This is a genomic window from Poriferisphaera sp. WC338 (assembly GCF_050931845.1).
In the GTDB taxonomy this organism is placed as follows: domain Bacteria; phylum Planctomycetota; class Phycisphaerae; order Phycisphaerales; family Phycisphaeraceae; genus Poriferisphaera.
This window is the reverse complement of the sequence record NZ_CP194516.1, coordinates 3,741,812-3,756,731: the sequence shown is the minus strand read 5'-3', so window position 1 is coordinate 3,756,731 and position 14,920 is coordinate 3,741,812. Positions and strand designations below refer to the sequence as shown.

The window sequence follows — 14,920 nt, the reverse complement described above, 5'->3', positions numbered from 1 at the left end:
AGACGAGTACGAATTAACCCAAAAAATGAAAGGAGATCTATGGCCAACATAACTCCCTAATCACTCCCTGATTCAACTTGTCCATGAACGTGCATGGATGATCAACATAGTTAATCACATTTGCCTTATAGGCAAGGAAAAGAAAGATGTTAAGAACTAATAAAATGATGAATCGTGCAGCTGCAACCGTTGCGCTGCTTTCCGTTACGGCTTTTACAGGTCAAGCGATGGCCGATGCCTTCAATTTTGTGGCACCCGACGGGTGGAGTGTTGGTGATGTTAACACCACGTATCAAGATTGGGGAACATTTACAACGAAAACAGGAAACCTTCCCAATCTCGGCTCATCGGTCAACCCATCTATCACAAGTGCTGCAACCGTTGATGTGACAGGGGGAGGTTTCGTTGCAGGGAGCGGAAACTTTTATTCATTCAGTAGCGATCATGGTTTTATTGCAGATATCTACAACCATGGCGGTAGTTCAGGAACCGGTGGGCTTTCGGTGGGTTCTGGGACTCACGTCATTGTTCAAACATCATCAACACTCAACGGTAGTGCCGGCGTGTATGCAAGCACGCTTGAGATAGTTGACCACGCCGGTAACACAATCGCTGGTGGCAATAACGCTAGCGCACTTCGCCACAATGTGATTTTTGAAGGAATCGTTCCAAGTACCTTTGGTGATGTGATGCAGCGTGAAGAAATCTGGGAATTCTATCTGCCAAACTACGTTGGCGATTTCCGTGTACAGGCGGATGTTATCGTTCACTCCAGCTTTGATCAGTTGCGTGTAGATTCTGCGATCGCTGATAGCGCCTTCGCCATCACAGCAATCCCTGAACCTGCTTCACTGGCATTACTCGGACTTGGTGGATTAATAGCTGGTCTGAGACGTCGGCAGAAGTAATTCAACTTTCCGGGGTTTCATATGCCTTCAACGGTGACTGGTTTCGCGACCGGTCGCCGTTTTCTTATTAAACCGCATTCTTTGGAGTAGAATCGCTCAACATAAGCTGTTTCTCAAAAACGCTGACGCAAATAACGCCTATTTCGTCCATCCTAGGTGTTTGTCACAGACCAAGATATAAACTACATTTCAACAGAGCGCAAACAAAACCCCTTGAAAACAAGGGGTTAAGTCGTTTAAGCGGAGAGGGCGGGATTCGAGCCCGCGGTACGGGGAGAACCCGTACGACGATTTAGCAAACCTTATTCATAAAATTATAAGTAACGAATTAAAAGATTTTATAAATAGTTAAATTTCAGTAGTGTGAAAAAAGTGTTGTTGCAGCTAAGAGTACGGCTGTATTTGGTGTTGAGCTTTGTGTTTCAGAAGCTGATTCTAACGCCTGCATAGACGTTGTTGACGATGAAGTCGTCTGGCGTGAACTCCACGTTGTACTGCAAGGTAAAGCTCACCGGCGCTTCGTGGCTGATGCCCACGAGGTTCACGCCGATCAGACCTGAGTCACGTCCGGGGCCGATGCCGGTGTAGGTAAACGACTCGCCGCCAGCTGGCACACCCACATCAACCGTGTTGATCGGATCAAGGTATTCATGCTCCCAGAACCCAACGAGCTCCGGCACGAACAGCATCGCGTCTGTGTCGTATTCATACGTGGCTCGGAAGCCGAGGCGTGTGACGAATGAGTTGCCATTAAAGGCACCCACATTAAGATTCAAGCTGTCAGCCCCCGTCTCACTGTGCGAACCAATCTGCAGGTTCACCCATTGCAGTGCGAGCTGCGGGCCAAAGCCCCAGTTGCCTTTTTTGAATTCGTAGCCACCGGTGGCAAGTGTTTGCAGGTAGAAGCCGGTCGGATCGGACTCAGCAACGCGATCAACGGTACCAAAACGAATACGTCGGTTGTTTTCATAGAAGTTCACGCCGCCACCGAAGAGGCCGGAGGCATAGAAGCCTTCTTCATTAAACCATGTCATATACATGCCGGTGTTGATGCTGTTGAACGAGTTGGTGCCCTGCCCGTTGTCAACCGTCACGCCGGTGTTGGAGTAACCGACGAAGGCGCCTGCTGCAAGTGTGTCAAGCACACGGTAATCAAAGCCGAAGGTGACGCCGCCGGTGTTGAAGTTGTAGCCCGCCTGGCTGGAGGTTGAATCGTAGTCGCCGAAGGTGCCGAAGCCGTTCACCCACGCGCCCCAGATGTCTTTCTCTGCGCCTGTAAATCGAGCGGTTTCCTGCTGCTGCTCGAGTGTTTCCTGCGCCTGCATCGCAAGCATCATGGCGAACTCAGGGTCCGCGGAGTCATTGATGCTGGCGTTGTCGGGTGTGTTCACGCCCAGGTTGTTGGACCAGAGCTTGGGCAGACCGTTACGCAGTTCGTTGAAGCGGCCGTTGAAGTTGTTGTTCTGAACGTCGATGCCTTTGAACGTGGCTTCAGCTTGTGGCACCAGGTAGTTCGGCACGATCTGTTCGAACGCGACGACCAAGTTGTTGCCGGTCTGGTTCTCGAGTTGCGCGATGACGGTGGCCATGTCGCCGGTGGGCGAGTTGTTGGCGATGCGTGTGAATGCTTCGGCAGCAAAAACAAGATTGCGAGCGGTGACGGTGTTGGCAAAATCAGCGGTGGCTGCGTTGAGCGTCACCGTAATATCATTGGCGTTGTAAGTGGCAGTGGCTTCAAAGCCCGCGATGTCGTCGAGGATCGTTGCAAACGTGCCGCTCACACCGCCATCGGCATCAAGAATGGTGAATGTATCACCATCAGTGGCTGAATAACCCCCAAGGCCGATCACGTTGAGCGTGCCGTCAATGGCAGCCGTACCAGTGACATCAATAAAGTCATTACCGGTACCGGGACCAGCAGTGGAAGCGATCTCCATGTCATAGATACTGGTGCTATTCAGTGTGAGATTGCCGCCGACGATCATGGTACCGGGGCTGTTGCCGGGCGACACGGTGCCGGAGTTGATGAAGTTGCCCGCAAAGTTCATTACGCCACTCAGTGTCGCGCCACTGGCCACGTTAACATTTCCACTTGCCATCGTGCCATTGATAATCAACGTGCCTGCCGTTACCGTCGTGTCGCCGGTGAACGTATTGTTGCCGGATAGTGTGGCAGTGCTTGAACCTTCCTTGGTCAAACCGCCATCGCCACTGATGACGCCCGAAAGTTCGAAATCATTACTGCCGCTCACGGTCAGCGTGTTACCAGAACTAATACTGGTTGTATTACTGATCGTTCTATCATCGCTATTTGATTGAATCACTGCGTCATCGTCTACAGAAAGGTTGCCTGTTCCCAAAGCATCATTATTGCCAATGATTAAAGTGCTGCCTAATAACGTTGTTCCACCGGAGTATGTATTCACGCCACTAAGTGTCAACGTATCACTGGCTGAATCCATTCCTACCGCCAAGCTTCCAGAACCACTTATTACGCCGGATAGAGCAAGATCATTGCTGCCGCTTAAGGTCAGTGTTTGACTACCGGAGAAAGCAATGGCATAACTTACAGATCGTGCATCATCATTTGATTGAAGCGTGGTATTACCCGTCACTGAAAGACTGCCTGTCCCTAAGGCATTGTCATTGCCAAGAATAAGCGTACCTTGTGTTATGGTTGTGCCACCTGTGTAAGTATTGTTACCGCTGAGTGTGATTGAGCCTCCTATCGCCAACAAAGAAAGCGATCCATCGCCGCTAATGACACCAGCATGGTTGAAACTATTATTCGATGACAATCCTAATTCAACGCCAGAACTTATATTGGTCGCATTGCTGATTTCGATATTTGAAGTGGTGGTCAAATTTGAATTTCCGATGGCACTAATCGTGCCTGTACCTAATGCCTGATTCGCATTGACAAAAGCCCTTCCGTTTTCTGAGAGGGTTGTGCCACCTGTATAGGTATTGCTGCTATTAAGCGTTAATGATGCATTCCCACTATTGTTCACATTCAAAGCACCATCGCCACTGATAATACCTGTCATCGTTAGATCTCTGTTGCCGCTTACCGTCAGCGTACTGCCAGAACTAATACTCACATCATTACCAATGGTTCGCGTCAAAGTATCGGGTTGAATCGTAGCATCACCTGTTATCGAAAGGCTGCCTGTCCCAAAAGCGTTGTTATTGCCAATTGTAATACTTCCACCTGATAAGGTGGTTCCACCCGTATACGTATTTGATCCAGAAAGAGTCAGAGTGTTACTGCCAGATTTTACTAAGGCGCCAGTATTCGAAATCACGCCAGTCAAGGTAAGATCATTGGTACCATTAATTGTTGTTGCACTGCCACTCAACAATACAACATTATTGCTGATTGACCGTGCATCATCATTGGACTGGAGTGTTGCATTGGCATCACTGTCAGTAATAAGATTAGAAGTACCAAGTGCATTGTCGTTACCGAGAATCAATGTTGATGAACCAATAAGTGCGCTACCGCCGCTATAGGTGTTACTGCCTGATAATAGTAATGTCGCACTATCCTCCACAGTAAGGCCATTTGTACCACTGATAACCCCTGAAAGCGTAAGCTGGTTACTGCCTGTGATCCTTGTAACATTATCGATCGTAAAATTATTGCTGATGGATATTGCATCATTATTCGATTGCAAAAATAAATTACCTGTTACCGAAACATCGCCTGTTCCCAGCGCATTATTATTGCCAACGATTAACGTGTTGCCTAATAATGTCGTTCCACCGGAGTATGTATTTGCGCCGCTAAGTGTTAACGTATCACTGGATGAATCCATCCCCACCGCCAAGCCTCCATCACCACTGATGACACCTGTAAGTGCAAGATTGCTGTCGCCACTCACAGTGAACGTTTGGCCAGAGGCGACACTTATTCCATTGCTAATTGATCGTGCATCATCAGTCGATTCAAACGAAGCATCACCGAACAAAGTTACACTACCAGTGCCTAATGCATTATCATTGCCCAGAATAAGCGTGTCACCTAATAAGGAAGTTCCACCGGTATAGGTGTTGTTGCCTGTCAGTAAGGTCGTGGTACCGTTGAATGTAGCTAAGCCACCATCGCCGCTGATGATACCCGATAGTGTGATCTGATCGCTGCCGATGACAGTGAGTGCATTACCGGTCGAGGTGATGAAATTATTCGCGATGTTCCGTGAGTCATCATCGGATTGAATTCGTGCATCACCGGCTACAGTCACATCGCCTGTCCCAAAGGCATCGTTGTTGCCAGCAATAATCGTGCCATGCGTTAGTGTCGTTCCGCCGGTATACGTATTCGTACCACTCAATGTCAGCGTGTCATCTAAGTTAGTTATATCCATCGTCAAAGCGCCATCACCGCTGATCACACCAGAGAGTGTAAGATTACGCAACCCGGCCACGGTCAGCGTTTGGCCACTGGCGACGCTGATTCCATTGCTCACTGATCTGGCATCATTATTTGATTCAATCGCTGCATCACCCGTGATTGAAAGACTGCCTGTTCCTAGCGCGTTATCATGGCCGAGAACAATTGAGCCTGTTGACAAAGTTGTGCCACCTGTATACGTATTATCACCTGAAAGCGTCAGCGTGTTGCTGCCAGATTTTACTAAGGCGCCGACATTCGCAATCAAGCCAGTTAATGTAAGATCGTTAGTACCATTAATTGTCGTTATACTACCGCTCAACAAATCAATACTATTGCTGATTGATCGCGCATCATCGTTAGATTGGAGTGTTACATTTGCGCTATTGTTTGCAAAAAGTTTACCCGTACCGAGTGCACTGTCATTACCAAGAATCAATGTTGATGAATCTTCAAGTACAACACCGCCAAGATGGGTATTACTACCCGATAATAGTAGGGTCGCACTATCCTGCACTGAAAAAATATTTGTACCACTAATATCTCCTGACAGCGTAAGCTGATTGCTACCTACGATCCGTGTAATAGTATTGAGCGTAAAATTATTACTGATGGCTCTTGCATCATTATCAGATTGCAATGACGAATCACTTGTTACCGAAACATCACCAGTTCCCAGCGCATTGTCATCGCCGAGGACAACTGTCCCGCCTGACAAGGTGGTGCCACCTGTATGGGTATTCGATCCACTGAGTGTTAACGTACCGCTTCCAGATTTGTTTAAACTCCCATCTGTACCGGAAATCACACCCGATATGGTGGTGTTATTGCTGCCATCAATATTAAGCTGTACACCACCTGTATCGCTTAAATCGATGCCACCAGTTATTGCAACAGCGCCAGATGTGGCATTAAGAGCTAGCGAGCTTCCCGTCCCCAAAATGTCAACGCTAATCGTTCCTGTCCCAGTCTTGTTATTGGTAACGCCGCCTCCAGTATTGAAAGACAAAGAGCCTGTTCCCTGAAGCGTATAATCTCCATTCGTGCCTGATGAACTGAAAGTTAGATTATTGATATTGGTGTAAGCCAAATCAATGTTTGTAATTGTGAATGGAGACGAGCCATTACCGGATTCAATGGTAATCGTGCCATCGACATCGGTTGCCGGCGCACCGTTCGACCAATTATCATTAACTGTCCAAACATTGCTGATAAAACCTGTGAATGTTGCATCCACAGCGTGTAGTTGTGTGATACCAACCACGTATAAACATGCCACAGCGATTAGCACGCGAGACATACAATTAACCTTTATGTTCATATAGGCCGCAAATCGAAACGAAAAACACGAAATCCAAACCACGAGCGAAAGAGGAAAAACAAGACTGGGCAAACTCACCGCAACTGTACTGATATTATCAAATCGCAAAGCACGTCTTTTACTGTCGTCGCAAGGTAAACTTAAACTTGAAAAACATAATCGGGGTAAACGATTATTAAAAACCAAAACACATATTGGACTAAATTAGCAGTGTTAACATTTAGAATACAGCAGTATTTTCGTATTCCTTTGAGATCTGTCCTAAGATGAATTGGAGCCACGAGAGGCGACTTGCTCACCGGTCTAATACTTGAACAAACTGAATCCTGATGTAGACGCAATACCACGGCGGTCCATGACGGTGAAAGAGCTTGGCAGGCTGTTTCGTCTGGACGAGCAGTCAGCGCACAAGCAATCGAAGATGCAGTCGAAAGAACGTAAGCTGCTTTATCTGGTTGCCATGTACACTGGCTTGCGCTCCAGTGAGCTTGCCAGCCTGACGCGATCATCGTTCACGCTTGAAGGTGATTCGCCGACGATCCAGATTCACGCGAAATCGTCCAAGCGTGGCAAGTATGATCGCATCCATCTGCACCCGGATTTAGTGAAGCCCTTGCGTCAGCATGTAGCCACCTTTTCCCGGATGAACCAACGGTCTACATGCAGCTATGAGCAGGTGGTGAATCAGGCTGATGCGGCTATGGATTGGAATGGAGATGATGAGCCGGAACCGGATGGAGCGGGTGGCGGAAGCTGGAGTGATGTAGAGGAAGATGAGGGGGAAAGTGGTGCGATGGTGCGACAATTTGATGTACCAAATCACAATAATATGTAACTTTTAGAAGAAAAATTGCCATATGAAAATGATCCAATCTTCCGAGGGCGCAAAAAAAAACCCTTGTAAACAAGGGTTTAGGGGAGTTAAGCGGAGAGGGCGGGATTCGAACCCGCGGTACGGGGAGAACCCGTACGACGATTTAGCAAACCGTTGCCTTCAGCCACTCGGCCACCTCTCCGTGAGCCTGCGATGTTCGCAGGTTCAATGATAGGAACGGATTGTATCAGTATTCGCTCAGTTCTCAAGGCTGCAAATAAACCAGAATTGTAGCGATATTTGTGGGTAGTAAGGTGGCTATGGTGAAGGTATATCAATGTTGAGAGTAAGATAAGCTTTTTGTGAGTAGGTCATTTGCTTTTAAGAGGTTACAGTTGTTTGTCCGTAGTGAGATGTGGTTACTGGCGATTGGTTATCCACTGTTTTTGCAGGTATGAGAATTTAGCATGTAAGGTTCGCATGTATTCTGATTATATGAGGCCGAATGGGACTTATAAGGAAAGGACGAGGTGAGTTGATTAGGAGGTGGAGATGGGTAGTGATAGAATGCTGGATTGATAAGCGCGGCGAGGCCGCGTTTTTAATTTCTGATGGGTGTGGGATTAAAGGTAAAAAGCAAGATGGCGTTTAAGAAGTTGAATATGGAAGAGGTGTTGTTGCGGGCGGTGAGTGAGCGTGGGTATGAGAAGCCGACAGAGATTCAGCGGCGTGTGTTTGAGTCGGTTGTGGCAGGAAATGATGTCTTGGGATGTGCTCAGACAGGAACGGGGAAGACGGCGGCGTTTGCATTGCCGATGTTGCAGAAACTGTATTTGAGTGCGCCGAAGAGCATTACGGCAGGTGCAGATGAGGTGGAGGTTGATCCTAGTGTCGGTGGTACAGGGCGCGATGCTGGAGAAAAGGGTAAGGGCAAAGGGAAGTGGAGTAAGAAGAAAGGGCGGAAGAAGAAAAGTGGTCGGAGAATAGAGATTTGGGAAAGTTGGGAGCCGGATGGTCGGAAGATTCGGGGATTGGTCATGACGCCAACGCGGGAATTGGCGGAGCAAGTAGTGGAAAGCTTCCGTGTATATGGGAAGTACACGGGATTGCGAAGTGGGGTGGTGTATGGCGGGGTGAAGCAGGGGGGGCAGGTAAAGGTTTTGAATGCGGGGATTGATGTTTTAGTGGCGACGCCGGGGCGTTTGTTTGATTTGATGGAGCAGGGGTATGTGGATTTACGGGGGTTGGAGATGGTGGTGTTGGACGAGGCTGATCGGATGCTGGACATGGGATTCTTGCCGGATGTGAGGCGGCTGGAGAAGGAAATTGGGGAGCGAGATGTTCAGCGGTTGATGTTTAGCGCGACGATGCCGAAGTCTATTCAGCGCTTAGCCAATGAGTTTTTGGATGATGCGGAGTTTGTGGAGATTGAGCCTGAAGTGTTGACGGCTGATGGTGTACTACAGAGTGTGTATCACGTGGAGGGGTTGCACAAGCCGGCGCTTTTGAGGGAGTTGTTGCAGGACGGCTCGATGAGCCGAGTGTTGGTGTTTGTGCGGACCAAACGCGGAGCAGAGAAATTAGTATGGCGGTTAGGAAAGTTTGACTTTGCAGCAGAGAGTATTCACTCGGATCGATCACAGGCGGCGCGCTTGCGGGCGTTGCGCGATTTTACGAGTGGGAAGGTAAATGTGCTGGTAGGGACGGACATTGCGGCGCGCGGTTTGGATGTGGATGACATTACGCATGTGGTGAATTATGACTTACCGGAAGACCCGGAGACGTATGTTCACCGGATTGGCAGGACGGGACGCGCGGGACGTGCGGGGATTGCGATGACGTTCTGTTCACAGGCTGAGTTGTATTTGTTGAATCGGCTGGAGAAATATTTAGGGAATGAGATTGAGGTGGCGGGGCATGTGCATGAGGTGAGCGACGAGCAAAAAGAGGCGGCACTAGCGAAGGCGAAGAAGATCGCGAAGGAGAAGAATGAGAAGCGTCGTGTGAAGACGCGGCCGGGGATTGGTCGGGTGAGGAGCGGGGAATCTGGGAAGCCTGGCCGAGGCCGGAAGAAGGCGGCGCGCAAGGGAAGTAGGGGCGGCGGTACGGGGAGGCGGAAGAAGAAGGCAGCGGCGCGCGGGAAGGTTGAGGATGGTCCGAAAGCTGTGAAGCCGAAGACTAAAGCAAAATCGGGTGCGAAAGCAGATGTCAAGAAGAAGGTTATGAAGAAGAAGGCGGCGGGCCGGAAGCCGGGCGATCATCCGAAGACGAAGAAGGTGCATCGTAAGGGTGGATCGAGTGTAGGTTCGATGAAAAAGAAGGCGGGGGTGAAGAAAAAAGCTGCAGGCAAGAAGCGCGGTGGAGGCGGGGGGAAGAAGAAGGTTCGTGTTGGTAGCGGAGTAAAGAAACGTGGGGGTAAGAAGAAGTAATGTGATGTTTTTGATTGTGTAAGGTATTTGGGTGTATTAAGGTTGAAGAGTGTGGCGGGTTATTGTGGGGCGAGGAGCTTCTAATGCGAATGGTCATGATGATTTTGGCAGGGGTTATGATGATGGATGTACAGGATGTTGTTGCAGAAGGGGAGGGGGATGGGGAGGTCTTGTATGTGGTGGAAGCAGTAACGGCGGAAGGAAGTTTTAACAAAGGAATTGAGGGGCCGGCAGTTGATCGAGCAGGGAATATATATGCGGTTGGTTATGGTGAAGGAGCAACAATTGGGAAGGTGTCGTCACGTGGAGACGGTGAATTATTTTTGACGATGCCGAATGGGAGTGTTGGTAACGGGATACGTTTTGATCGGACGGGGAAATGGATGTTTGTCGCTGACTACAAGGGTCACAATGTTTTGAAGGTGGCGGTAGATACTCAAGTGGTAGAAGTCTTTGCGCACGATGAACGGATGAATCAGCCGAACGATATTGCGATCACAAATGAGGGGGTAATTTTCGCAAGTGACCCGAATTGGAGGGATGGGACGGGACAGGTTTGGCGGATAGAGAAGGACGGGAAAACAGTGTTGTTAGAGAAGGGAATGGGGACGACGAATGGGATTGAGGTGAGCCCAGACGGAAAGCAGCTATATGTGAACGAAAGCGTACAGCGACGTGTATGGGTTTATGATTTGAATGAGCATGGAGATATTAGCCATAAGCGTCTGCTGATTGAGTTCCCTGATCATGGTTTGGACGGAATGCGATGTGATGTGGATGGGCTTTTGTACGTGACGCGGTACGGGAAGGGGACGGTGGCTGTGATTGATGAGGCGGGTGAGGTGGTGCGCGAGATTGAGGTCGGAGGCAAGCGAGTAAGCAATGTTGCGTTTGGTGGAGAGGATGGGCGGACGGTGTATGTAACTGTGGTAGATCGAGGGCGGTTGGAAAAGTTTCGTGTGGCACGGCCGGGCCGGAGCTTTGAGATGTGGGATGAGGATGCTCAGTGAGGTTTAATCAGGAGATAGGGGTTGGGTTGGGAGGTTGAGCTGCAGGGCGGCATAGATTTTTTCCAGGGCAGTTTGTGATTCGATGATTAGGTCAGGGTCGGCAAGGTCGGGGGGGGAAAGTTCATCGCGATAGTATGTTTGAATGATATCTCTAAGTATTAAATAGAGTTCTTCAGTGAGTATCGCGGGTTGATGCATGGCTGCGAGTTGATCGGGTGTGAGTGTTACGCGGAGTCGAAGACAGGCGGGGCCGCCACCGTTCATCATGGACTGACGGACATCAACGATGTGTACATCTGAAAGATATTCATTTTCTAATAGTTTTTGAACAACACTCCATGCTTTGGTGTGTTCGCGGACTTCAGCTGGGCAGAGCAGATGCTGGGAATCAGGAGTGCTTGGTGGGGTGAGTAGTTGCGAATTAAAAAGATAGGTAGCGACTGCGTCTTCGAGGGGCAGATCCTCTTCGTGGATTTCTACGAGGTGGAGGGGTACCTCGTGTAAGGTTTGAAATCGGTCTTTGATAAGTAAGAGTGTGTGTTGAGCGCCGACATAGGCGGTGCTGTGATAGAGGTAGAGATTGCGGTTGCCGACGGCGATAACGTCGTTGTGGAAGACACCTGCTGAAACAGCGCGAGGAGCTTGTTGCAAATAAAAGGTGTTGTGTGCGTCGAGGTGATGTTGCTGTGCGATAGCGTATGAGGCGGCGCGGAGTTGTCGGCCGTCACCTTCAGGAATAGGTGAGATGGTTTCATGTGAGGGATGATGATCGGGAGATTGTTTGCCGAAGGTGAAGAGATGTAGGCCGGAGGCGTTATAGGTTGGGCAGAGGCGGGTGTGGTTGGCAGCGCCTTCATCAGGAAGGTGGTGGGGGAGGGTGTGGTGATGTTTGAAGTGGCTGGGATCATGAAAAATCTGCTGGAGGAGATTGGCGGTGTAGTGGTGTTCGATAGAGCGGTGAAGGTTTGAGTTTAGATTTGCAGGTGTGAAATGAAGTTTGTGGTCGGGGGTATCGGGAGATGGGGAGTGGGTTGCGGCGTTTGCGGCCCACATAGGGGAGGCGGAATAGGCGGCTGCAAGAATGTGTGGTGCCTGGTCAAAGGCTTGTCTAACTGATGAATAGATGTCGCCAGTAAATTGGTGCTCGTGAAGAAGGGGAAGGAAGGGGCGAGGGTGAGGAGGAAGAATAGCTTGGGGGATACCGAGCGATGCGACGGTGCGGGCTTTCTCGAGTCCCTGAAGAGCGGCAGTACGTGGGTTGGATGTAAGATGTTTATTTGAGGCAGAGGCGATATTACCTGAGGCGAGCCCTGCGTAGTTATGCGTCGGGCCGACGAGGCCGTCAAGTTGTAGTTCAATAGTGTTGTTCATGATTGATTAGATGTCGAATAGTTGATTAGATTGAGGGGGACGTAGTGGCGCGATGCGGAGGGTGTCGCCAAGTGAAACGTCCAGTGCGTTTGCGGCTTCAGGGGGGATGATGATGGTGTTCGGCTGTGATGCGAGAATGATGTTTGCGAGGCAAGCAGAAAAGTTTTCTTTGAAGGAGGAGAGGATGGAGAGAGTGATGGGTTTGTCACGGAGGAGCTGTTCGGGAGGGATGTTGCCGATGATTTGCCCTTGTTTAACAGGGGAAATTTCGGCGATGCTGACAGTGAGAGATTCGGTGAGAGTTCTAATTTGATTGGTGGGGCATTGCATGGTTGGGCCGGCGTCGAAGATATCAATGAGGTTGATAAAGCGAAAACCTTCAGAGATGAGGAGTTGTTGTGCGGGTTTAGCATCGGGATGGACGCGACCGATGACGGCTTGCGCTTCTGGAGGGAGGATGGGAATGTAAATGGGAAAGATGGGCAGGAGATCGGCGATGAATTGTTTGTCGAGCGCGCATTGTTGGTCGGCGGCGACAAAATCGATTTTGAAAAAATGTTTGCCGAGTGCATTCCAAAAGGGAGAGTTACCTTGTTCATCGTTCAGGCCGCGCATTTCAGCGATGATGTTGGTGCTGAATTGATCGGGCGATTGTGCGATATAGAGAAAGCGGGCGAGGGAGAGGAGGCGACCAAGGTGGGGATGGCGATGATCTGGGTGTAGGAGGAGGGTACCGATTTCGGTGGGGCCGTTGTATTGTGTGGTGAGGTGAAGGGTTTGGATGTTGTTGTCGATGCCAAGGTGTTCGGAATGCCGGGTAACGGTTTCGATGCGGTAGGAGTAGTAGGGATGTTCACCGCCGACTGAGCGTTTGATGCCGGAGGTGCCGACGACTTTATGGTTCGTGGTATCTTCGAGGACGAAGAGCGGTGCGTCACCGGAGAGTGAGGATTGGATACGCTTTTGGATATGTTTTTCTTGAGGGAGCATTGAGGTGAAGCCGAAGCCAGCAGAGTGTGCGAGTTCGACAAGGTCAACAAGGTCATTGGGATGAGCAGAGCGAAGTCGGTACATGCTTTATTTTATCGGCATGGTGCGGTGAAAGGATTGAGGGTTATAGATTTGTGAGGCGGAGGTATGTACAGAATCATGTATGTAAGAGATATAGGCGTTTGAGGGGAATGTTAATGACAATAAAAAAACTGCGATCGGATTGATCGCAGTTGATGGTTGTTGAAATATTGGTTGGAAAGTTATCGCACTTTCGGGGGTTAGACGGATTGAATTTTTTTAATGGCGGTTTCAATGAGATTCGCAGCGAGATCGATGTGCGATTCATCGATGGCGGGGATGGGGGGGAGCATACGAAGGCGGTATGGGTTGCCGCCGGCGATGAAGCAGAGAAGCCCGTCGTCGTAGAGTTGCATCATGAGTGCTTTGGCTTTGTCGAGTGAACCATCGAGTGGGGTGAAGGCGATCATGTCGCCAAGGCCGAAGGGGCCGGTGAGTGAGCCGGGGACGCGGTCCGCGATGTCTTGAAGTTTGGTGCGGAAGTAATTTGTGAGTGTTTCAATTTTTCCATTAGGACCAAAGAGATCGCCGTTGGCGAATGTATCCATGATGGTGATCGCGGCATTGATTTGTGAGGCGGAGGAGGTGAAGGTTTGTGAAATCAGGCCGGGCTTGGGTTTATAGTTGGATGTGAAAAGTGTGGCACAAACCTGCGAGAGCTTACCGATGTTTACAAGGTCGACAAGATCGTCGAGGTTATAGTATTGGAAAGCGAAGGGTTTAGAGAAGCGGCCGAAGGTTTGGATTTCATCTGCGAGAACGGCGACGTTGTTTTCGCGGCAGATGGTCATGAGTTCGCGGAAGTAGTCTGCCTGCGCGACTTTGTAACCGCCGCCTTCACCTTGGAGGAGTTCGAATTTCATAAGTGCGTGGCGGTTTGGGTAGCGCTGAATGAGTCGTTTGAGCGCGGCAATAGATCGGGCGGTAGATTCTTCTGGGTTTTCAGGGTCGAAGTAGGGGATGTAGTCGACATTGAGGACGGTGGGGATGCCGGTACGGTAGAGTTCCTTATCGGTGACAGATGCCATGGCGATGGTACGGCCGCAGAAACAGTTTTCAAAAGCAATGACACGGTCCGCAGGTGAGTGTTTTTGGAAGGCGAGTTTGAAGGCGTTGTCGTTGGCCATTGAGCCAGATGATGTAAGGAAGCAGTGTTCCAGTTCGGCCCCTTGTGCTTTGGCGAGCTTCATGATCTTGTTGAGCAAAATTTCGGTGTCGAGGTTTTGCTGAAGATTGCCTTGCATGATGGTGTCAGCGAGTGCGGCGTCGATTTGTGAGTCGAGAAGGATAGGTGAGGAGTGACCGAAGAAGTGGACACCAATACCAGTAATGAAGTCGAGTTTGACCGAGCCGTCGCCGAGTTCGACGAAGGGGCCGTTACCGAGACCGGAGCCGAGGTATGGGAAGAAGAGATTGCCGCCGCGGAGTTGGCCACAGGACTCAAGTGTAGATTTATAGGATGTTTCAAGTGAGAGGTTTGCGGGTGCGACATTGTCGAGTTTAGATGAATGTTCGGTGAGCGCTTCACGGAGCAAGGCTTTGGCTTGCTGGACGCGCGGATCGTTGTGAAAGTTGGTTGCGTGTGTGTTGTTCTCGCTCATGG

The 14,920-nt window shown here is 49.8% G+C and carries 8 protein-coding genes and 1 tRNA gene; 4 read left to right on the top strand and 5 right to left on the bottom strand.

Going from position 1 to position 14,920, the window contains the following annotated elements:
* The first annotated feature begins 146 nt into the window (after nucleotides 1-146).
* The gene (locus ACQ6WK_RS15555; protein ID WP_432798305.1) at nucleotides 147-908 is read left to right on the top strand and encodes a PEP-CTERM sorting domain-containing protein; all 762 of its coding nucleotides are present in this window, start codon (nucleotides 147-149) and stop codon (nucleotides 906-908) included.
* A gap of 422 nt (nucleotides 909-1,330) precedes the next feature.
* Here the strand turns inward: ACQ6WK_RS15555 and ACQ6WK_RS15550 are convergent, their stop codons facing one another.
* Nucleotides 1,331-6,601 carry a beta strand repeat-containing protein gene (locus ACQ6WK_RS15550; protein ID WP_432798304.1) on the bottom strand — a complete coding sequence of 1,757 codons (5,271 nt, stop codon included), beginning with the start codon at nucleotides 6,599-6,601 and terminating at the stop codon, nucleotides 1,331-1,333.
* A gap of 331 nt (nucleotides 6,602-6,932) precedes the next feature.
* Between ACQ6WK_RS15550 and ACQ6WK_RS15545 the strand changes: the two genes are divergently transcribed.
* On the top strand, nucleotides 6,933-7,457 hold the full coding sequence (locus ACQ6WK_RS15545; protein WP_432798303.1) for a site-specific integrase: 525 nt from the start codon (nucleotides 6,933-6,935) through the stop codon (nucleotides 7,455-7,457).
* Between the two features lie 91 nt (nucleotides 7,458-7,548).
* Here the strand turns inward: ACQ6WK_RS15545 and ACQ6WK_RS15540 are convergent.
* Nucleotides 7,549-7,638 (bottom strand) — tRNA-Ser (locus ACQ6WK_RS15540).
* A 439-nt stretch (nucleotides 7,639-8,077) separates the two neighbouring features.
* On the opposite strand from ACQ6WK_RS15540, the gene ACQ6WK_RS15535 reads away from it, so the two are divergent.
* Together ACQ6WK_RS15535 and ACQ6WK_RS15530 are read left to right on the top strand one after the other, a co-directional pair.
* On the top strand, nucleotides 8,078-9,865 hold the full coding sequence (locus ACQ6WK_RS15535) for a DEAD/DEAH box helicase (RefSeq protein ID WP_432798302.1): 1,788 nt from the start codon (nucleotides 8,078-8,080) through the stop codon (nucleotides 9,863-9,865).
* A gap of 83 nt (nucleotides 9,866-9,948) precedes the next feature.
* On the top strand, nucleotides 9,949-10,875 hold the full coding sequence (locus ACQ6WK_RS15530) for an SMP-30/gluconolactonase/LRE family protein (protein WP_432798301.1): 927 nt from the start codon (nucleotides 9,949-9,951) through the stop codon (nucleotides 10,873-10,875).
* Between the two features lie 3 nt (nucleotides 10,876-10,878).
* On the opposite strand, the gene ACQ6WK_RS15525 is transcribed toward ACQ6WK_RS15530, so the two are convergent.
* The 3 genes from ACQ6WK_RS15525 to ACQ6WK_RS15515 form a co-directional block, all read right to left on the bottom strand.
* Nucleotides 10,879-12,246 (bottom strand): N-succinylarginine dihydrolase, encoded by a 1,368-nt coding sequence (locus ACQ6WK_RS15525; RefSeq protein ID WP_432798300.1) that lies wholly within the window; start codon nucleotides 12,244-12,246, stop codon nucleotides 10,879-10,881.
* A gap of 6 nt (nucleotides 12,247-12,252) precedes the next feature.
* Complete coding sequence (locus tag ACQ6WK_RS15520) at nucleotides 12,253-13,320, bottom strand: arginine N-succinyltransferase (protein WP_432798299.1); 1,068 nt, start codon at nucleotides 13,318-13,320, stop codon at nucleotides 12,253-12,255.
* Nucleotides 13,321-13,517: 197 nt separating this feature from the next.
* A complete protein-coding gene (locus ACQ6WK_RS15515; RefSeq protein WP_432798298.1) occupies nucleotides 13,518-14,918 on the bottom strand; it encodes an aminotransferase class III-fold pyridoxal phosphate-dependent enzyme in 1,401 nt (466 codons plus the stop codon).
* Nucleotides 14,919-14,920: the final 2 nt, after the last annotated feature.

What these genes read in the sequence shown, in the direction of transcription:
- ACQ6WK_RS15555 (WP_432798305.1), top strand. Translation starts at nt 147, where the DNA reads ATGTTAAGAACTAATAAAATGATGAATCGTGCAGCTGCAACCGTTGCG.
- ACQ6WK_RS15550 (WP_432798304.1), bottom strand. Translation starts at nt 6,601, where the DNA reads ATGTCTCGCGTGCTAATCGCTGTGGCATGTTTATACGTGGTTGGTATC.
- ACQ6WK_RS15535 (WP_432798302.1), top strand. Translation starts at nt 8,078, where the DNA reads ATGGCGTTTAAGAAGTTGAATATGGAAGAGGTGTTGTTGCGGGCGGTG.
- ACQ6WK_RS15530 (WP_432798301.1), top strand. Translation starts at nt 9,949, where the DNA reads ATGCGAATGGTCATGATGATTTTGGCAGGGGTTATGATGATGGATGTA.
- ACQ6WK_RS15525 (WP_432798300.1), bottom strand. Translation starts at nt 12,246, where the DNA reads ATGAACAACACTATTGAACTACAACTTGACGGCCTCGTCGGCCCGACG.
- ACQ6WK_RS15520 (WP_432798299.1), bottom strand. Translation starts at nt 13,320, where the DNA reads ATGTACCGACTTCGCTCTGCTCATCCCAATGACCTTGTTGACCTTGTC.
- ACQ6WK_RS15515 (WP_432798298.1), bottom strand. Translation starts at nt 14,918, where the DNA reads ATGAGCGAGAACAACACACACGCAACCAACTTTCACAACGATCCGCGC.